The organism is Pseudomonas sp. BW16M2, assembly GCF_014268865.1.
In the GTDB taxonomy this organism is placed as follows: domain Bacteria; phylum Pseudomonadota; class Gammaproteobacteria; order Pseudomonadales; family Pseudomonadaceae; genus Aquipseudomonas; species Aquipseudomonas peradeniyensis.
The window spans coordinates 22,700-41,858 of sequence record NZ_JABWRI010000007.1 but is presented as its reverse complement, the minus strand read 5'-3'; the positions used below and the strand labels follow the sequence as shown (position 1 = coordinate 41,858).

16 protein-coding genes and 1 riboswitch are annotated in these 19,159 nt (G+C 64.8%); of the genes, 7 read left to right on the top strand and 9 right to left on the bottom strand.

The features are described 5' to 3' along the window. Window positions 1-164: 164 nt before the first annotated feature. Complete coding sequence (locus HU735_RS08890) at window positions 165-512, top strand: HPF/RaiA family ribosome-associated protein (protein WP_186713191.1); 348 nt, start codon at window positions 165-167, stop codon at window positions 510-512. Between the two features lie 129 nt (window positions 513-641). After that, on the top strand, window positions 642-941 hold the full coding sequence (locus HU735_RS08885) for a DUF3509 domain-containing protein (protein WP_186713190.1): 300 nt from the start codon (window positions 642-644) through the stop codon (window positions 939-941). A 3-nt stretch (window positions 942-944) separates the two neighbouring features. On the opposite strand, the gene HU735_RS08880 is transcribed toward HU735_RS08885, so the two are convergent. After that, window positions 945-1,415, bottom strand: a complete 471-nt coding sequence (locus HU735_RS08880; protein WP_110736873.1) for a phosphate-starvation-inducible PsiE family protein — start codon at window positions 1,413-1,415, stop codon at window positions 945-947. A gap of 222 nt (window positions 1,416-1,637) precedes the next feature. On the opposite strand from HU735_RS08880, the gene HU735_RS08875 reads away from it, so the two are divergent. Continuing rightward, entirely contained in the window at window positions 1,638-1,901 is a 264-nt protein-coding gene (locus HU735_RS08875) for a YebG family protein (RefSeq protein WP_186713189.1), read from the top strand. A gap of 69 nt (window positions 1,902-1,970) precedes the next feature. Here the strand turns inward: HU735_RS08875 and HU735_RS08870 are convergent, their stop codons facing one another. The 6 genes from HU735_RS08870 to HU735_RS08845 form a co-directional block, all read right to left on the bottom strand. Continuing rightward, window positions 1,971-2,663 (bottom strand): HAMP domain-containing sensor histidine kinase, encoded by a 693-nt coding sequence (locus tag HU735_RS08870; RefSeq protein WP_186713188.1) that lies wholly within the window; start codon window positions 2,661-2,663, stop codon window positions 1,971-1,973. Then, window positions 2,660-4,267, bottom strand: a complete 1,608-nt coding sequence (locus tag HU735_RS08865; RefSeq protein WP_186713187.1) for a response regulator — start codon at window positions 4,265-4,267, stop codon at window positions 2,660-2,662. The genes HU735_RS08870 and HU735_RS08865 overlap by 4 nt, the downstream gene beginning before the upstream one ends. A gap of 157 nt (window positions 4,268-4,424) precedes the next feature. Beyond that, complete coding sequence (locus HU735_RS08860) at window positions 4,425-7,142, bottom strand: LuxR C-terminal-related transcriptional regulator (protein WP_186713186.1); 2,718 nt, start codon at window positions 7,140-7,142, stop codon at window positions 4,425-4,427. Window positions 7,143-7,354: 212 nt separating this feature from the next. Further along, the gene (locus tag HU735_RS08855; RefSeq protein ID WP_186713185.1) at window positions 7,355-8,719 is read right to left on the bottom strand and encodes a DUF1329 domain-containing protein; all 1,365 of its coding nucleotides are present in this window, start codon (window positions 8,717-8,719) and stop codon (window positions 7,355-7,357) included. Window positions 8,720-8,744: 25 nt separating this feature from the next. Then, a complete protein-coding gene (locus HU735_RS08850) occupies window positions 8,745-10,667 on the bottom strand; it encodes a DUF1302 domain-containing protein (RefSeq protein ID WP_186713184.1) in 1,923 nt (640 codons plus the stop codon). Window positions 10,668-10,998: 331 nt separating this feature from the next. Continuing rightward, on the bottom strand, window positions 10,999-12,681 hold the full coding sequence (locus HU735_RS08845) for a fatty acid--CoA ligase (protein ID WP_186713183.1): 1,683 nt from the start codon (window positions 12,679-12,681) through the stop codon (window positions 10,999-11,001). Window positions 12,682-12,871: 190 nt separating this feature from the next. Here HU735_RS08845 and HU735_RS08840 point away from each other — a divergent pair, with 190 nt between their 5' ends. From HU735_RS08840 to HU735_RS08830, 3 genes are all read left to right on the top strand, one after another. Further along, entirely contained in the window at window positions 12,872-13,837 is a 966-nt protein-coding gene (locus HU735_RS08840; protein WP_186713182.1) for a 2-hydroxyacid dehydrogenase, read from the top strand. A gap of 51 nt (window positions 13,838-13,888) precedes the next feature. Beyond that, window positions 13,889-14,887 (top strand): class I SAM-dependent methyltransferase, encoded by a 999-nt coding sequence (locus HU735_RS08835; protein ID WP_186713181.1) that lies wholly within the window; start codon window positions 13,889-13,891, stop codon window positions 14,885-14,887. 39 nt (window positions 14,888-14,926) lie between these two features. Beyond that, a riboswitch (yybP-ykoY riboswitch) is annotated at window positions 14,927-15,046 on the top strand. A gap of 91 nt (window positions 15,047-15,137) precedes the next feature. Next, window positions 15,138-15,722, top strand: a complete 585-nt coding sequence (locus HU735_RS08830) for a TMEM165/GDT1 family protein (protein WP_186713265.1) — start codon at window positions 15,138-15,140, stop codon at window positions 15,720-15,722. 108 nt (window positions 15,723-15,830) lie between these two features. Here HU735_RS08830 and HU735_RS08825 read toward each other — a convergent pair whose 3' ends face one another. Then, window positions 15,831-16,646 (bottom strand): M48 family metallopeptidase, encoded by an 816-nt coding sequence (locus HU735_RS08825; protein ID WP_050703754.1) that lies wholly within the window; start codon window positions 16,644-16,646, stop codon window positions 15,831-15,833. A 152-nt stretch (window positions 16,647-16,798) separates the two neighbouring features. Here HU735_RS08825 and HU735_RS08820 point away from each other — a divergent pair, with 152 nt between their 5' ends. Continuing rightward, the gene (locus HU735_RS08820; protein ID WP_186713180.1) at window positions 16,799-18,940 is read left to right on the top strand and encodes a methyl-accepting chemotaxis protein; all 2,142 of its coding nucleotides are present in this window, start codon (window positions 16,799-16,801) and stop codon (window positions 18,938-18,940) included. Here the strand turns inward: HU735_RS08820 and HU735_RS08815 are convergent. Then, window positions 18,925-19,071: a hypothetical protein gene (locus tag HU735_RS08815; RefSeq protein WP_186713179.1), complete on the bottom strand. Its 147-nt coding sequence runs from the start codon at window positions 19,069-19,071 to the stop codon at window positions 18,925-18,927. The two genes, HU735_RS08820 and HU735_RS08815, sit on opposite strands and share 16 nt — an antisense overlap. Window positions 19,072-19,159: the final 88 nt, after the last annotated feature.

Below are 19,159 nucleotides of genomic sequence, written 5' to 3'. Positions count from 1 at the left end.
GGTATCGCTGCGAGCGGGCCGATTTGCAACAGGAAATTTATTTTGCAAAAGGGCTTGAATTCGTCCGGCGGTTGCCTGACTTTAGAGTCAAGAGGCGCAGAAAACCCAACGCCCTCAGTGGCCTAGGCACGCCTCTCGCGAGCAAGCTGAATAAGGATTGAATCATGCAAATCCAGGTCAACAGCAGCAATCAGATCCAAGGCAACGTCCGCTTGAACGAGTGGGTCCGCAGCACACTGCAGAGCAGCCTCGAACGCTACGAGGACGACCTCACCCGCATCGAAGTCCACTTGCGCGACGACAATGGCGCCAAGCCCGGACCGCACGACAAACGCTGCCAGATGGAGGCTCGCCCCAAAGGCCACCAGCCGATTTCCGTGACCCATACCGCTACCTCGCTGGACCAGGCCGTCGATGGCGCCGCCAGCAAGCTGAACCACGCGCTGGAGCACTTCTACGGCAAGCTGCGCAGCAAGCGCGCTACCCTGGAGCAGAGCGATCCAGACGCCTGACACTCGAATGTGTCCAATGAAAACGCCCGGCCTTGCGCCGGGCGTTTTCATTGCGTGCCGATCAGCGGGCCTGAACCAACCCACCCTTGCCCCGGTCAACCCTGGCAGTCATTCAGTGTAGGACCGACCATGAACAACCCTTTCGATCACATCAGCGCCGCCTTCGCCCCCGAATACCGGGTCAACCTGAGCATCGAGCGCCTGGACGGCAGCATCATGCTGACCCTTTCCGACGACAGCGGCGTGGTCGCCAGGCGCCTGATCAGCCAGGCCCAGCGCAACGACCCGGTGCGCCTGCAGCGGGTCATCGACAGCATCCGCCTGGGCCTGGCCATCGAGCTGGGGCAGAACCCGCTGGAAGTACTGGCGGCCCTGACCCGCACGTGGCATGGCGAACAGCGCTTTCCCGCCGCCAGCATTGCCAACTGAGGGCTACTTGCCCTCGTCCACTTCCTTGCCGCTGGCATCCAGCGCCTTGGTCGACGGGTAGCGGTAGGAGGCGTAGCGCACCACCAGGATGGCGAAGGCCAGCAGCAGGATGCCGCCACACACGTACAGCAGCCCGACATCCGGCGCCTTGTGGTGCGAGACATCGCCGATCAGCAGGCGGGTCAATGCGGTGATCGCCACGTAGAGCAGGAAGCGGATCGGCATGTGGTTGGTCTTGAAGTAGATCCCCACCATCGCCCCCAGCTCCAGGTAGATGAACAGCAGCAGGATGTCATCGACGCTGACCCCGCCCTTGCCCAGCATGTCCAGGAAGGTCACCACCGCCGCATAGGCGGTGATCGCGCCGATGCCGAACAGCGCCAGGTAGTGGAAGGCTTCCACGCACAGGTTGCCCAGCGAGTCGGCGGAGCCGTGCAGGCCCTTGCGCAGTCTTTCTGCCCATTTGATGTTCACGATGTTCGATTCCTAGATACGGCTGAAGGTCTTATGCCATGCAGTTAAAGGGCCACGGCCCCTGTCTTGGAAGGCGGCCGATTGCCGCAGGGCACCTGTGGGCTACGCTGATTTTCAGTTTGCCGGGCCATCATTGCGGTTGCAGGATGATGGCCTGGCGATGTACTGTATAAAAATACAGTTATCCGCAACCCCATCAGCAAAAAGGCACAGAGGTGATGAATGGCCGTCGAAGTGGTGTACCGCAGCAGCCGCGACCCGGAGCGCTTGTTCATGGATAAGGCCGAAGCAGACCGTCACGACAAGATGCTCGAGCTGGCCGAACGCCTGGCCGAGGTACTGCACAAAGCCGTACCGTCGCTGAGCGAACAGCAAGTCGAGGAAGCCGGTATCTACATGGCCAAGAACCGCGACGTGTTCGCCCGGGCGTTCAAGAGCCAGCCGGATGCGCTGGCCGAACTGCTCGAAGGCGCGGCAGCCGAATGATGGCTGCTCCGGCCATTTCGCGGCCCCTTCGCGCCTGAGGCGGCACGGCGGCCAACGCCGTGCCGCTGCTCAAGGCAGGTACAAGCGGAACAAGCCGCCCCCCAGCGTACCGCCATTGGCGATCTCGATCCGCCCGCGCACGCCGTTGCGCTCATGCAGCGCGGCAATTCGCGCGGCAAAGTACAACCCCAACCCAGTACTGCCGCTCTGCGAATCGATGCCCTGCACGTAGTCGTGCTGGCGCTCGAGCATGCGCTGTGGATAACCGGCACCGTCGTCGTTGACGCTGATCACCAGTTGCTCGCCCTCCTCCTCGATGCTGATCAGCAGGGCGTGGCCGGCGTAACGGATGGCGTTGGTAAGCACGTTGGCCACCACCGAGGCGACCAGCTCACGGTCGAAGAAACCCAGCGGGCTTTCGGTCTCGATACGCCAGGTGGCAAGGATGTCGCGGTGCTTGATCACGTCTTCCTGGGCCGCCAGTTGGGCCTCGATGAAGTCGTCCAGTTCGTGGTAGTCGGGGCAAATGGGTAGCTGGTTGACGCCCAGCTTGTACAGCCCCAGCAACTGCACGAGCATGCCGTTCAAGTGGCTGAGCTCATGCTCCACCACGCCCTGCTCGATACCGCCGCGCAGCTCTTCGGGCAGGCGTGCCAGCCACTGGCTGTGAGCGTGGGTGAGCGCCGAAAGGGAGTTTTTCAGGTCGTGCACGGTGGAGGCGATCACCGTGGAGAAGTCCAGCCCCTGGTTGTCCTGGTTCATGCGCCGAAGACCCGGATGTGCAGTTTGCGGTAACGGTCATAGCGACTGTCGCTGGCGGGAATACCGGCCACGCTGGTGAGGCAGTCGCGACACTCCTGCATCAGCGCCGGCGGTGGTGTCTCGCCGCCGATGCGAAGCAGTGCCTGGGCGGTGTTCAGGGCGATGCTGATGTTCTTCGGCTGCAGCGACAACGCCTTGCGGAACATGCCCAGCGCTTCGTTGAGCTGGCCGCCCTGGTAGCTGCGCACGCCCTGGCGGTTGAGGTCCACGGCTTCGGTCACCGCCCCCAGCACCAGCGGGTCGTCGGTAAGCTTGGCGACGCTCTGCATGACCTTGGGGTCGTCGCCGTAGGTTTCCACGCAGCCCTTGAGAATCGAGGTACCCGCCGCGTCCTGGCCAAGTTGCTGCAACTGCTTGGCCACCGTCAGCGCCGCCTCCACGGAGAAGAACTGGTCCATCTTCTCCAGGCGCTGCATGGCCTGCTCGGTGAGCTTGGCGGCGGTCTCCGGATCGCCGGCCTGTTGCAGGCTGGCAGCCTTCATCAACCGCGCGCGTACTTGCAGGCCCTGGTCCTCGACGTTTTCCTTGGCCACCTCGCTGAGCACGGTGTTGATCTCGACCCGGGTGCGGGCATCGAGACCGTTGCCGCTGTTCTTGTTCATCAACGCCTGGACCAGCCCCAGGTTGCTCTCGGCATCCTTGTAGCGCGAACTCTGCCCCTGGTTCACCGCATGGCGAAAGGCCTTGGAGGCACTCTCGAAGTCGGCGTTGTCCAGCGCCAGCTTGCCCAGCGCGGCCTGACGGCGCACGGCGAGCGGCGACAGGCGCACCGCCTCCTCGAGCATGTGCTGGGCACGCCGGGTCTCGCCCTGGGCCACCAGCACCTCGGCCATGCCATCGTACAGGTTGGGCATGATTGGGAAGGCCTTGAGGGCCTGCTCGTAGACCCCCTGGGCCTGGGCATTCTGCCCGCGCTTGTGCAACAGGCTGCCGAGCGCGGCGTACACCCAGGGCTGCGGGCGGCTGGCGAGGATGTTCTTGAGGAACTTCTCCAGCTCCTCGAAACGGTTGAGGTCGCGCAGGGCGTCGGCGCGATAGCGCAGGCACAGCGGGGCGAAGCGCGGGTCCTTCTTGCACAGCTCGGCGCAAGCAGCGAGCACTTCGGCCTGGCGCCCGCGATCAAGGGCTTGGAGAATGGGCTTGAGCAGCGTCTTGCGCTGGGTCAGCTTCTCCAGGCGCTGGGCCAGGCCGACCCGGTTGAAGGGCTTGGTCAGGTAAGCATCGGGCTCGTGTTCGATGGCACTGAGCACGATCGACTGGCTGCTTTCGGCGGTAACCATGATGAACACGCATTCATGGCTGATCAGCTTGTCGAGGATCAGGTCCTCGAGCACCTGCTGGCCGTTCTTCTTGCCGTCGCCCAGGTGGAAGTCCTGGAGAATGAAGTCATAGCGCTTCTGCCCGCACATGCGCAGCGCCTGTTCGCCACTGTCGGCGGTGTCGACGTCGCGCACGCCCAGCTCGCGAAGCATCGAGCGGGTCGAGGTGCGGAAGTCGGTGAAGTCGTCGACGATCAGAAAGCTTTTTTGCCCATACTGCAGCATCAACACGACCTGTATTGAAAAAGTGGGGAAGTGGCGCGTGGCGATGCATACCGCCGAGGTCTGTATCGGCAGCGGTTCAGAAAAGATGAGCCCGGAAAGGTAACGCCGAATGATGGCCTAAAGCCGTTATCTTAACGATCGACCTCGCCCCAAGCCACTAGACCAGCAAGCCAAGGGACTTGGCCCTGGCCACCGCCTGGGTGCGGCGCTCGACACCGAGCTTGCTGTTGATATGGCTGGCGTGGGTCTTGACCGTGTGCAGGGAGATGAACAGGCGCTCGCTGATCTGCTGGTTTGAACAGCCTTGGGCGATCAGTTCCAGCACGGCGAACTCACGACTGCTCAGGGCCTCGGTGGCACCGCCGCCGATAGCCAGGGCCTGCGGCAGATGGGCCAGCAGATCGCTCTGCGCCGGGCAGGCCGCACGCCCCGTCAACTGCTCGCGCAGCCAGTGTGGCTGCTCTTCGATCAAGCGTTGGAAGGCCTGCAGGGCACCACCCTGCGCCGCCTGCAGAGCAGGTGTGAGCAACCTGGCCGCTTCGGCGTCACGCCCCTCGGCCAGCAGCAGGGCAATCAATTGACACTGCGCGCTGACCACCAGCGTCATGCCACCGCTGGCCTGGCCCCGCTCGACCAGCGTGCGCAACCGCGCTTCGGCATCGCCGGGACGGGTCAGCACCCGTTCCAGCAAGGCCTGCTGCAATTCGATGTGCAGCGGCAACAGCGGGTGGAACTCCGGCGCGGCCGCAGGCTGCTCGCCACCGTAGGTCTGCCCCAGGCGCAGCAGCCAGGACTCGGCCAGGTCCGTTCGGCCCTGGGCCAACCAGAGTTCGCACTTCACCAGGGTAATCATGGCCAGGTAGAAGATCGGCGGCACGTCCCAGATATGCATCAGCCGCTCCGCCTCGGCCAGTTCCGAGAACGCCTCGGCAAAACGCCCTTCGCGACCGTCCAGCGAGGCGATCACGCAATGCCCGATCAGGACGCTGATGTCGCGGCAGCTGCGCGCCTCGCTGAGCCCGGCGCGCAAGCGCGCACGGCCCTGGGCGCAGTGCAGTCGGGCCGCCAGCAAGTAGCCTTCGTACAGGGTCAGGCGCGCGCGCACGGCATACAGGCGCTGCCCCGAAAGGCCCTGCAACCGCTGCAATCCCTGGCGCACTTCGTCCAGGGCGCGCAGCACTTCGCCGCGGGCGTGCAGCACCCTCGCCCGATCGTAATGGGCCAGGGCCTCGAACAGCGGGTTGCCGACCCGTTGCGCCAGCTCGAGGGCCTCGCGGTTCCAGCCCCGCGCCCGCCAGAAATCGCCATCGGCGATGGCCAGGTTCGAGAGCGTCGACAGGCACACCAGACGCTGGCCGTAACGCTTGTTCGGCAAGCTCTGCAGCGCCTCGCCACAGTAGGCGAGTGTCCGCTCGCGATCGCCGCGGCCACGGGCGATGACCCCGCTCAGGGCCAGCCACTGGGCCAGCATCGACTTCTGCGCCGTGGCCGACGGTGCGGGCAGGAAGCGGCTCAGGTAGGCCGCAAGCTCCTCGGCGGCGTCCAGTTGGCAGGCCAACCCCAGGGCCCAGCTGTACAGGACGATCAGCCTGGGCGTGCTGATCAACAGGCTGTCGGGCAGGTCCATCTTCCAGCGCAGCAACATGCCGACATTCTGCTCCGCCAGCAGTTGCTCCTCGGACAGGCTCTGCACCAGGTCCGCCGCCACGTCCAGATGGCCCGCGCGCAGGGCCTGCTCCACCGCCTCGTCCAGCAGGCCCTGCCCTTCGAACCAACGGCAGGCGCGCAGGTGCAGCCCCGCCAGCGGCTCGCTGGCCTGCCGGCTGCGCAGCAGGTCGGAGAACAGGTGGTGATAGCGGAACCACAGTCCATGCTCGTCGAGCGGCACCAGGAACACCTGGTGGGCCTGCAGGTAGCTCAGGATTTCGCCGCTGTCATGGCGCTCGCGCAGGGCGTCGCATAATTCGGCGCAGAAACGCTCCTGACAGGCAGTCTCGTAGAGAAACGCCTGCACGGGGGCCGGCAGGATGTCGATGACTTCCTCCAGCAGGTAATCGCGGATAAGCCCTTCACCGCCATGCAGCGCCTGGGGCAAGGCGTGGTCCTCGCCGGACTCGCTGGCCGCCAGCTGCCAGAAGCGCAGCCCGGCCACCCAGCCGTCGCTGCGCTGGATCAGGTTGTCCAGGGCCTGGCCACGCAGACCGGTGGGCTGACGGCCGATCACCGCCAGCGCTTCATCAGCAGTCAGGCGCAAGTCCTGTTCGTTGAGCTCGACCAGCTGGCGCGACAGGCGCAGGCGTGCCAAATGCCAGTCGGGACGCTGACGGCTGGTGACCAGCAGGACCAGCCCGGCAGGCAGGTGATTGAGGAAGAACTGCAGGCATCGATCGAGCACCGGGCCCTGGGCCAGATGGTAGTCATCTAGGACCAGCAGCAGGGGAGTGTCCGGTTGCAGATAGAGCGCGAGCTCATCAAGGAGCCCATCGAGCCATTCCTCGAAGGCGAAGGGCTGATGACGCTGGCGCATCTTCAACAGGCCCATGGCCTGCCCGCCGAGCGCCGGGCAGAACTGCTGCAGCCCTTCGAGCAGGCGCTCGAGAAAGCGGCCCGGGTCGGCATCGCGCTGGCTCAACCCAAGCCAGAGGCTGCGCCAATGGCTGGGCAGCTCCTGGCAGAACTCGATGGCGAGCGAGCTCTTGCCGAACCCGGCCGGGGCGTTCACCAACAGCAGACGCCCGCCCAGCCCGCCTTGCAAGCGCTGGCACAAGCGCGCTCGGGGGACGTGAGCCTCCGGCAGGGGTGGACGGAAGAAACGCCCGTCCAGCAGGCCCAAGGCCTGGCTGGCGACTCCATGCGTACGGGACAAATCTGTCATGGCCGGCTCGTTCTGATTGGAGTAATGCGGCAGTACGGATGGTTGCGAGACTAGCGGCAAACGCGGCGCATTTGAAGATGATGGAAACGCATCGAGCGAAAAAGACTACAACAAAAAGAAACAATGCTGATGGACGGGCGCCTCTGGAACAGAAACGCCCCGGCAAGCCGGGGCGTTCTGGGAGATCAAACGGAGTTGTAACGACTGTCAGCTCAACGCACACCTGCCTGACGCAGGGCTGCCGGCTGGAAGTCGGCCTTGCTGGCGCTGAAGCCGAAGTTGTAGGCACTCTTCTCTTCGTTCTTCATGCCCAGGGCCAGGTAGCGGCCCGACTGCAGGTCGTAGATGGCCTCAAGGGTGTACCACGGCACCTGCACGTTGTAGTACGGCTGGGCGTGGGCCTCGGAAATACGCCACAGCTGGTTGCGACCGTCGTACTGGTCGATCACCGCGGCTTGCCAGGTGTCCTCGTCGATGTAGAAGTCACGCTTGGCATAGATGTGGCGCTGGCCCGGCTTGAGGGTGGCGACCACGTGCCAGACGCGGCGCAGCTCGTAGCGCGACAGGTCCTGGTTGATGTGCCCGGCCTTGATGATGTCGCTGTACTTGAGCTTAGGATCGTCCAGCTTGTAGGCGTTGGAGGCGATATACATCTCCTTCTTGCCTTCGAGCTTCCAGTCGTAACGGTCCGGCGCGCCGTTGTACATGTCCAGGTTGTCGGAGGTGCGCAGGCCGTCGGCGGCGGTACCCGGGCCGTCGTACGACACTTGCGGCGCCTGGCGCACGCGGCGCTGGCCGGCGTTGTAGATCCACGCCTTGCGCGGTTCCTTGACCTGGTCGAGGGTCTCGTGGACCAGCAGCACGGTCCCGGCCAGTCGCGCCGGGGCGGTCACTTCCTGCTTGAAGTAGAACAGGATGTTACCCGGGTTGGCCGGATCGTAGTCCTTCATCTTGTCGCGGAACACGAACTGGTCCTGGAAGTACACCAGGCTGTACGAGCCGTTCTGCTGCGGGGTGGCCTGGGTGACCAGGCGGGTCACGCTGCCGCCACGGTAGCGGGTGATGTGGTTCCAGATCACCTCCAGGCCGTCCTTGGGAATCGGGAACGGCACGGCGGTGCGGAAGTTTTCCAGGCCGTTGCCGCCCGCGACCAGGGTGGTCTTGGTGGCGTTTTCCTTGATCGCGGCGAACACATCGTCCGGTACCGTGGAGCCGCGGTGGGTCTTGTACACCGGGATCTTGTAGCTGTCCGGATAGCGCTTGAGCATCGCCAGTTGGCCAGGCGAGAGCTTGTCCTTGTACTGGTCGGCGTTCTGCGCGGTGATGGTGAACAGCGGTTTCTCACTGGCGAAGGGGTCGGACAGGAAGCCCTTGGCGTCGGCACTGCCGGCGCTCTTGGACAGCGGCTCCCACGGGCCGATCGAGCCATCGGCGTTACCGGCCTTCTCCGCGCCCATCGGGGTCAGCGTGGAACCCAGCTTGGCCGCTTCGGTGGCGGAAACCGCAGCCATGACGCTGGTTGCCAGCAGGGACATGCCCAGTACACCGGCTTGCAGCAGACGTGTGGTCATTTTCATTGTGTGTCGTCCTGGATCAGATTTCTTAGAAGTTCACGCCGAAGCTGAGGGCGACGAAGTCGCGATCATCCACGGTGGTGTACTTGCCATCGAAGAAGTTGGTGTACGACAGGCTCGCCGTGTAGGTGTTCTGGTACTCGGCGTCCAGGCCAAGGCTGACCGCCTTGCGGCCTTCCTCGAAGTTGCCGCCTGGGCCTGGGGAGTAACCGTCGACGTCATGGGACCAGGCCACGCTCGGACGCAGGTTCACACCGGCGAAGACGTTGTTGTAGTCCCAGATGGCGCGGACGCGATAACCCCAGGAGTCGGAGGTGGTGAAGCCGTCGTTTTCGCAGTAGCGCGACAGGTTGTTCTGCTCGACGCCAGCCAGCGTGGTGGCGTTGAGGCTCTGGCAGCGGCCATTGGGCAGCGGGCCTGGCCCGTAGACCGGGTCGCGGCCGTAGCGCATCTTCGAGGTGCTTTCCAGGCCACCGACATGCGTCCAGCCAACTTCGCCCACCATGGTCAGACGCTCGGCGCCCATGACCTGGTCGAAGAAGTGGGTGAACGTGGTCTGCAGCTGGGTGATCTCCTTGCGGCGATAGCCTGGCTGATCGGTATCCGGCGTGCCTCGCAGGACCGAGGCATTGGGGTCAAGCGGCGTCAGCCCCGAGTACAGGATATCGGTGGTGTTCAACTGCACCGGCGCATTCGGGCGGTAGCTGATCTCACCGCTCCAGGCCGTGCCGGTAGGCAAGGTGGTGGAGAAGCTCAGGCCGTAGAGACGGATGTCCTCGGGGTACTCCACGTAGTAGCTGGAATTGCCCGCCACATACAGCGGCATGAGTTGCTGGAGCAAGGCAGGGCTGATCGCGCCGCCCGGTACGCCAGCCCCCACCAGTGCGGCGGCCAGGTTGTTCGGGTTGTAGAAACGGGCATTGGCCCCACGGCCGCTGAAGATCGGCGCACGGCTGTGGTAGTTCATGAAGTAGCCACCGAACTCGGTGTTCAACGGCTCGTACATGTAGCGCAGTGCCAGGCCGAACTGACCGCCGTCACGGGCGTCGCGATCGGGGCCGCGGCGCACGATCACACCTTCATCAGGCGAGCCCCAGGAGACGCCCTGGGCGGCAAGGGCACGCATGGTCGGCGCGGCAATCGGCCCCAACCGCCCCGCCACGTTGGCCTGCTTGGCCAGCACCGCCAGGTTGTTGTTGCAACCATCGGCGATCACGTCGGGCTGGGAGAAGAAGGTGCCGCAGTTGTCGACGACGGTCTGGTCCCACTCGATCTGGTAGAAGCCTTCGGCGGTCAGGTTGTCGGTCACGCTCTGCGACAGGTAGAACATGTTGACCGGGATCAGGCCTTCCTTAATTTCCGCACCCGGGCGGCGGAACGCCGAGACGTCGATGGGGTTGATGGCATTGATGCCCCCCCCGATGAAGGTACTCTCACCCCAGCTCACCACCTGCTTGCCCAGGCGCACGGTGCCCGGCAGGTCGGCGATGCTGTAGTTGTGGTAGACGAAGGCGTCGAGCAGCTCCGCGCCCGAGGACTTGGCGCCCTCCTTGCGGTTGGAATCGCTGATGTCCTTGAACTCGCGGTTTTCATCCTTGAGCTCGAAGTCGTACCAGTACTTGCCGCGGACGAACACGCCGGTGTCGCCGTACTTGAGCTCCAGGTCGTGGATACCCTTGAAGATCTTCGAGAAGGTCTCGCCTTTCTTGAAGTTCAGGTGGCCATCGTCGGAGGTCTGCGACAGCCCCCTGCCGCCGTTGTTGGCCCCGATGAGGTTCTTGTTGGGGTTGGCAGTCGACCAGCTGGCGCCAACGGAGAGCGAGGAGTCGAACTGGCCTTCGATTTCACCGATGTTGAAGCTGACAGCGAAAGCAGGACTTGCGAGCGTGGAAGCGAGGCTGACGGCCAGGGGCAGTTTCGCCCGGCGCCAGAACAGGTTTGCAGATGTCATCGACGCTACTCCATGTACTTTTTTGTTATGGCAGTGAGTCCTTTCAGAAACGGCTCGAGCGCCTGGTGAAGCAGGCTCCTGCCCGTGGCGCCGCGCGTTGCCGCGTGGTGCCCTCCCCCATTCCTGAAAATCCCCTGACCCGACTATAGCCAGCGGTCACAGGTGCTTGATCCCTCTAAAGTGTGATTTGCGCGTCCTGCTTGCGGCCCACCCCGATCGGCCGGCCTGCGCGCTGGCAGTGCTCAAGCATGGCTCAATTCTGCCGTTTGACAAGGCGGGATCCTGTCTAGCCTGCGGGGTCGCGCTTGAAAAAGCGCGACCCGCGCCCGGGTTACAGGGTGGAAAGGAAAGCACTGTTACTGGCCTGCCACTGGCTGATGTCCACGCGGATGCGCTTCTTGTCGAGCTTGCCAACGCTGGTCTTGGGAATTTCAGTAACAAGGGCGATCTGGCTGGGAATCGCCCACTTGTTGATGTGCCCTTGCTCGACGAAAGGCTTGAGGTGTTCCTTGAGCGCACGCGCATCGATACTTTGCCCCTCGCGCACCACCAGCAATGCGAACGGGCGCTCGCCCCACTGCGGATCGGGCACCCCGACCACCGCGACCTCGCGCACCGCCGGATGGCGGCTGACCAGGTCTTCGAGGTCGAGCGAGGAGATCCATTCGCCACCGGTCTTGATCACATCCTTGATGCGGTCGCGGATGTCGATGAAGCCCATGCCGTCCAGCGTGGCGACATCGCCGGTATGCAGCCAGCCGCCCTGCCAGAGTTCCTCGCCTTTCTCCGGTTCACGGAAGTAGCCCATGGTCAGCCAGGGCGCGCGCAGCACCAGTTCGCCCTGGGTTTCGCCATCGGCGGGCAGGAAGTTGCCATTGCCATCGACGATGGCGGCCTCGACCAATGGCACCGGCACGCCGGCCTTGATCCGGTAGCTGGTGCGCTCATCCTCGCTGCCGGCCTGCAACTCGTCGTTCAGGTGCGCCGCGCTGATCAGCGGGCAAGTCTCGGACATGCCGTAGGCGGCGGTGAGCTGGATGCCGCGAGCCAGCGCCGCCTGGTACAGGGCCCGGTTGAGCGCGCTGCCGCCGATGATGATCTTCCAGCCGCCGAAATCCTGCCCGGCCGCCGACGGGCAGTTGAGCAGCATCTGCAGGATGGTCGGCACGCAGTGGGAGAAGGTGACCTTTTCCTCGCGCCACAGCCTGATCAGCATGTCCGGCTCGTAGCGCCCCGGGTAGACCTGCTTGATGCCCATCATGGTCGCCGCGTAGGGGATGCCCCAGGCGTGCACGTGAAACATGGGCGTGATCGGCATGTAGACGTCGTTGCTGCTCAGCAGCCTCACGCTGTCCAGGCTGCCCAGTACCGAGGTTTCGGCCAGGGTGTGCAGCACCAGCTGGCGATGGGTGAAGTACACCCCCTTGGGGTTGCCGGTGGTGCCGGTGGTATAGAAGGTGGTGGCCACCGAGTTCTCGTCGAAATCGGGGAAGTCGTACTGCGGGCTGGCCGCGGCCAGCAGTTGCTCGTACTCGCCCATCAGGTTCGGCAGGTCGGCAGTCTTGTCCGGGCCGTCGGTCAGCAGCAGGGTCTTGTCGACCGTGGTCAGCTGCCCGGCAATGGCCTGGTAGAGGCCGATGAAATCGCTGTTGACCAGCACGAAGCGGTCTTCGGCGTGGTTCATGGTGTAGAGGATCTGCTCGGGCGACAGGCGCACGTTGATGGTGTGCACCACCGCGCCGATCATCGGGATGGCGAACATGCACTCCAGGTAACGGTGGCTGTCCCAGTCCATCACCGCCACGGTGTCACCGGCCTTCACACCGGCTGCGGTCAACACGTTGGCCAGGCGGGCGATGCGCTCGTTGAGCTGCGGGTAGGTGAGGCGGATCTGGTCGCGGTAGACGATCTCGCGGGTCTTCTCGTAGCGGCTGCCGGACATCAGCAGGCGCTTGATCAGCAACGGGTATTCGTAGGCGCCCTCGGCGGGCTTGATGATGCGAGTCTGCAACATGGGTATCCCTTTTCTTCAATACGGGCAGAACGGTTCAGTAATCCACTGTAGTTCGGTGACGCACCGGTCAAATCAGCCGAAGGAATGATTTGCGCCCTCGAGGTATGAGTGCGGACCGCACCGTTGACGAATGGCGCCGGCGGACCAGACACTGCGTCGATGCCCTGCCGCCCAACCACCGGAGCCCCTGATGCCCAGCCCACGTCGCGCCGTGTTTCTCGATCACCAGTCACTGGACCTGGGTGACCTCGACCTTTCACCGCTGCAGGCGCAGTTCGATGAACTGCAGCTGCACGCCGCCACCGCTGCCGATCAAGTCGCCGAACGCCTGCAAGGCGCCACAGCGGTGATCAGCAACAAGGTGATGCTCGATGCCGCCACGCTGGCCGCCGCCACCGACCTCAAGCTGATCCTGGTGGCCGCCACCGGCACCAACAATGTCGACCTGGCCGCCGCCCGCGCCCAGGGCATCACCGTGTGCAACTGCCAAGGTTACGGCACGCCGTCGGTGGCCCAGCACACCCTGGCCCTGCTGCTGGCCCTGGCCACGCGCCTGTGCGACTACAACCAGGCGGTGAAGGCCGGACAATGGGCCAAGGCCAGCCAGTTCTGCCTGCTGGACTTCCCCATCGTCGAGCTGGAAGGCAAGACCCTCGGCCTGCTCGGTCACGGCGAGCTGGGTGGCGCGGTGGCGCACCTGGCCGAGGCGTTCGGCATGCGCGTGCTGAGCGGGCAGATCCCCGGCCGGCCGCCGCGGGCCGATCGCCTGCCGCTGGACGAGCTGCTGCCGCAGGTCGATGCCCTGACCCTGCACTGCCCGCTCAACGAGCAGACCCGGCACATGATCGGCGCCAACGAGCTGGCCCTGCTCAAGCCGGGGGCGCTGGTGGTCAACACCGCCCGCGGCGGACTGATCGACGAACAGGCCCTGGCCGACGCCCTGCGCAGTGGCCACCTGGGCGGCGCCGCCACCGATGTGCTGAGCATCGAGCCGCCGGTCAACGGTAATTCGCTGCTGGCCGCGGACATCCCGCGCCTGATCATCACTCCGCACAGCGCCTGGGGCGCGGTGGAGTCGCGCCAGCGCATCGTCGGCCAACTGGCCGAAAACGCCCAGGCCTACTTCGCCGGCCAGCCGCGGCGAGTGGTCGGCTGATCCGCCGACGCCTCTGCTACACTGCGCCACTTTTTTCAGGAGGCGTCGTCCATGGACCCGCGCAGTGAAGTGTTGCTCCGCCAGGCGGAACTGTTCCAAGGCCCACTGCTGATCGCCGGCGCCCAGGCCGACGGCCTGCTCGGCCAACTGCCCGGCGCCCACGCCTGGACCTGGCATGCCGGCGACCAGGCGCTGCTCGAGAGCCGTTTCGCCGGACGCAGCCACTACGGTGTCGAGGTGCCCGAGGTGGACTTCGACGCCGCCGTGCTGTTTTTGCCCAAGTCCCGCGAGCTGGCTGCCTACCTGCTCAACGCCCTGGCCTCGCGCCTGGGCGGTCGCGAGCTGTACCTGGTGGGGGAAAAGCGCGGCGGCATCGAAGGCGCGGCCAAGCTTCTGCAGGCGTTCGGCAAACCGCGCAAGCTCGACAGCGCCAGGCACTGCCAGCTGTGGCAGGTGACCGTGGACAACGCCCCCGTGGCCACGCCGCTGGAAAGCCTGGCCGAACGCTTCGAACTGCCGCTGGAAGATGGTCCGTTGCAGGTCATCAGCCTGCCCGGAGTATTCAGCCATGGGCGCCTGGACAAGGGCACCGCACTGCTGCTGGAACACCTCGACGGCCTGCCCGGCGGCCATGTCCTGGACTTCGGCTGCGGCGCAGGCGTGCTCGGCGCCACGATCAAGCGACGTTATCCGCAGAGCCGGGTCACCTTGCTTGATGTCGATGCCTTCGCGGTCGCGGCCAGCCGCCTGACCCTGGCGGCCAACGGCCTGGAAGGCGAGGTGATCAGCGGCGACGGCATCGATGCCGCGCCGTCCGATCTTGACCTGATCCTGAGCAATCCGCCGTTCCACACCGGTGTGCACACCGACTACCAGGCATCGGAAAACCTGCTGAAAAAATCAGGCGAACATCTGCGAAAAGGTGGCGAAATGCGGCTGGTTGCCAACAGCTTCCTGCGCTACCAACCGCTGATCGAAGGCGCCCTGGGCAACTGCGAAATCCGCGCCGAGGCACAAGGCTTTCGCATCTACCGGGCGACCCGCGGCTAAAAACAGGGCTTGCCGAAAGCGTTTCGCCTAGGCAGAATCCGCTCCGTCCTAGGGGAGTAGTCTCCCGCGAGCGCCCTGCTCGCCCGGCACGCGTCAACACACTTGGCCCACAGGCCATGGCGCGTGCGACCCACGATCTGCGCAGACAGGTCCAGGGTTTGACAAGACCTATGACACGCACACCTTACCCGGGGCGGGAAGGCTGTACGTGTCATAGCCGTGTCGACCCGCCCCCGTAGGAATCCTGATGCTGGAATCGTTACTCGTCCCCACCGCCATCGTTGCCCTCGCCGAAATCGGCGACAAGACGCAATTGCTTGCGCTCATCCTCGCGGCACGCTTTCGCAAGCCCTGGCCGATCATTGCCGGGATCGTCGCCGCGACCCTGGCCAACCATGCCGCCGCCGGCGCCGTGGGCGCCTGGGTCAGCGGTTTCTTCAGCGAGTCGGTGCTGCACTGGATTCTTGCCGCGAGCTTTACCGCCACCGCGCTGTGGACGCTGGTACCGGACAAGATGGACGATGATGAAACCAGCAATGCGCGCCGCTTCGGGCCGTTCGTCACCACGCTGATCGCGTTCTTCCTCGCCGAGATCGGCGACAAGACCCAGGTGGCCACGGTGATGCTGGCCGCCCAGTATCCGCACCTGGTCATGGTCATCATCGGCACTACCCTGGGCATGCTGATCGCCAACGTGCCGGTGGTCCTGGCGGGCAACTTCGCGGCGGAGAAACTGCCGCTGACGCTGATCCGTCGCCTGGCGGCGACCGCGTTCATCGTGCTGGCCATCGTCGCGGTGTATTCGGCGATGAAGACCAGTGGCTGGATAGGGTGAAGCAGCGGCAAGTGGCAAGCTACAAGCGGCAAGAAAGAGCAGATGCGTCCTTACTTGCCGCTTGAAGCTTGAAGCTTGAAGCTTGAAGCTTGAAGCTTGAAGCTGCTTTTACTTCTTGGCCGCCTGATACAACGGCATCACCTTCGGAATTGCCGCCTGCAACGAAGCGATCCGGCTGCTCGACGCCGGGTGGGTGCTCATGAACTCCGGCGGCGCGCCTTCGGACGCCTGGCTCATCTTGTTCCACAGGGTGATCGCGGCGTTCGGGTCGTAGCCGGCGCGGGCCGACAGTTCGAGGCCGATCAGGTCGGCTTCGTTCTCGTTGGCCCGGCTGTTGGGCAGGGTCATGGCGTAGTTCACCACGGTGTCGGCCATGGCCATGCTGTCCTGGCCCAGGCCGAAGATCGCGCCGGCGCCCTGGCGGGCCATTTCCACGCCATAGGCCTTGGACATCGCTTCTCGGCTGTGCTCGCGCAGGGCGTGGGCGATCTCGTGACCCACCACCGCGGCGATCTCGGCGTCGGTCAGCTTGAGCTGATCGATCAGGCCGGTATAAACGATGATCTTGCCGCCCGGGCCGCAGTTGGCGTTGAGCTCGTCGCTCTTGATCACGTTGACTTCCCAATTCCACTGCGCGGCATCCGGCCGGAACTGTGGTGCCTGGGCAATCAGGCGCTTGGCGATGGCCTGCACGCGCTTGGCATCATTGCTGCTCTTGTCCAGCACGCCCTTGCTCGACGCCTCGCCGAGGGTCTGCTGGTAGGACTGGGCGTACATCTGGTTGACCTCATCGGTCGAGAGCATGCTGAACATGTACTGCTGGCGCTGGACGCCCACGGCACCACCACTGGTGGTATTGACCGCCTGGCAGCCGCCGAGCAGGACGCTGGCCGTCAGCATGCTGACAACGAATGACTTACGCATGAAAACACTCCCTATTTACGTGCCGCGTATCCTAGGCCCTGACGCCCGTGCCTGCCAGAGCCACAGGTAAGATTTCTGACAAGCCCCTCATGCTTTGGTATTAGCCCGCCGATAACCCTCGGTAACGACCTCCTTGCGCGCGGAGCTTTGCCATGAAGTTCAAGTCGATCCAGTTTTCCGTGGCCGCCCTGGCCGGTGCCATCGTGCTGAGTATTGTCGCGGCCCTGGTGCTGTACGCCGTGTATTCCGGGCAGCGGACCCAGACGCTGGTGCAACAGCGCACGCAACAGCAGTTCGAGACCGTCATCGAGCAGCGCCTCTCGGCCCTGGCCCGCACCCAGGTCAGCGAGATCCAGCGTGGCCTGGAAGCGCCCCTGGCGATCGCCCGTGGCCTGGCCACCGGCAACGCCATGCTCGGCATGCAGGGCGCCGACGGCCAGCCACTGATGCGCGTCGATCGCGAACACCTGATCAACCAGCTCAAGCGCACCGTGGAGGTCAATCCGAGCGTGCTGGGCGCCTACCTGGGCTGGGAGCCGAACGCCCTCGACCATGCCGATGGCCGTTACGTCGGCAGCCACCTGGTGGGCATCGACAGCGCCAGCGGGCGCTTCCTGCCCTGGTGGTTCCGCAATGGCGACGGCAGCCTCGGCCAGGACAAGCTGGCCGATGTCGACGACCGCACGGTGCTCGCCACCGGTGTGCGCGCCAGCGAGTACTACCTGTGCCCCAAGGAGTCGAAGAAGGCCTGCGTGATCGATCCCGCGCCATATAAGGTGGGCGACAAGATGGTCATGCTCGCCTCGTTCGTCGAACCGATCATGGTCGACGGCCAGTTCCAGGGCATGGCCGGTGCCGACCTGTCGGTGAACTTCATCCAGGACCTGCTCAATGCCGCCGACCGCCAGCTCTACGACGGCGCCGGCGAACTGGCGCTGGTCTCCAGCAACGGCCGCCTGGTGGCCTACACCCGCGATCCGGCCAAGTTCGGCGAAAAGGCCGGCGACGTGCTGGACAGCGACGAAGCCAACACCCTCAAGAACCTGAGCGGCGAGGCCCTGCACTATGAAGTGGACGCCGCCAAGGACCGCATCGAGCTGTACCTGCCGTTCAAGATCGCCGGCACCGACGCACGCTGGACCTTGCTGCTGGAACTGCCGCTGAGCACGGTCATGGCCGACGTCAACCGCCTGCAGCAGGACCTGGCCGAACAGCGCCGCACCGATATCGCCGGCATGACCGTGGTCGGCCTGGGCATCGCCGCCCTCGGCCTGCTGGTGATCTGGCTGCTGGCCCTGGGCATCGCCCGCCCGCTCAAGCAGATGGTGAGCATGCTCGACGACATCGCCCAGGGCGAAGGCGACCTGACCCGGCGCCTGCAGAGCGACCGGGCCGACGAGCTGGGCGCCATCGCCAAGGGCTTCAACACCTTCCTGGCCAAGTTGCAGGCGATGATCAGCCAGGTGGTCAGCTCGGTACAGAAAGTCAGTGACTCGTCCGAGCACACCGCCGACATCGCCATCCGCACCAACCAGGGCGTGCACAAGCAGATGGCCGAGATCGACCAGGTGGCCACCGCCGTGCATGAAATGACCGCCACCGCCCAGGATGTGGCGCGCAACGCCACGCAAGCGGCCCAGGCCGCCAGTGAAGCCGACCGCGCCGCCAACCAGGGCCTGGACATCGTCCGCGATACGTCGCACTCGATCAGCGAGCTGGCCGCCGAGATCGGTCGCGCCGTGACCGTGGTCCAGGACCTGGCCCGCGACAGCGAGAACATCAACGCCATCCTGGTGACCATCCGCGCCATTGCCGAGCAGACCAACCTGCTGGCGCTCAACGCCGCCATCGAGGCGGCCCGGGCCGGCGAGCAGGGCCGCGGTTTCGCGGTGGTCGCCGACGAGGTGCGCAACCTGGCGCAGAAGACCCAGCAGGCCACCCAGGAAATCCAGCAGATGATCCAGCAACTGCAGCTGGGCACCCGCGAGGTGGTCAAGGTGATGGAAGACAGCCAGGGCAAGACCGATATCAGTGTGCAGCAGGCCAGCCGCGCGGCCGAGTCGCTGGCGAGCATCACCCAGGCAGTGTCGGTGATCAACGACATGAACACGCAGATCGCCAGCGCCGCCGAGGAGCAGAGCGCGGTGGCCGAGGACATCAACCGCAACGTGATCAACATCGGCCAGGTGGCCGGCGAGGTGGCCGGTGGCGCCGACGAGTCGAGCCAGGCCAGCGCCGAGCTGACCAAGCTGGCCGAGCAGCAGCGGCGGTTGATCAATCAGTTCAGGGTGTAGGCCAGGTCGATCTCATGGAACAAAACATAATTCTTTGATTTGACTGGGTCAGCGTGGGAGCGGGCTTGCCCCGCGATGCGGCGTTTGGCACCGGTTTTGCCGGTGATCCGGGCGGTGCGGCGTTCCGACAAGCCCGCTCCCACGCTGGAATTCTGTTACCTGCGCGACAGCGTAGCCCGAAGGGCTGGGCGATCTCCTACAGGGAGTCGCATGCGCCAC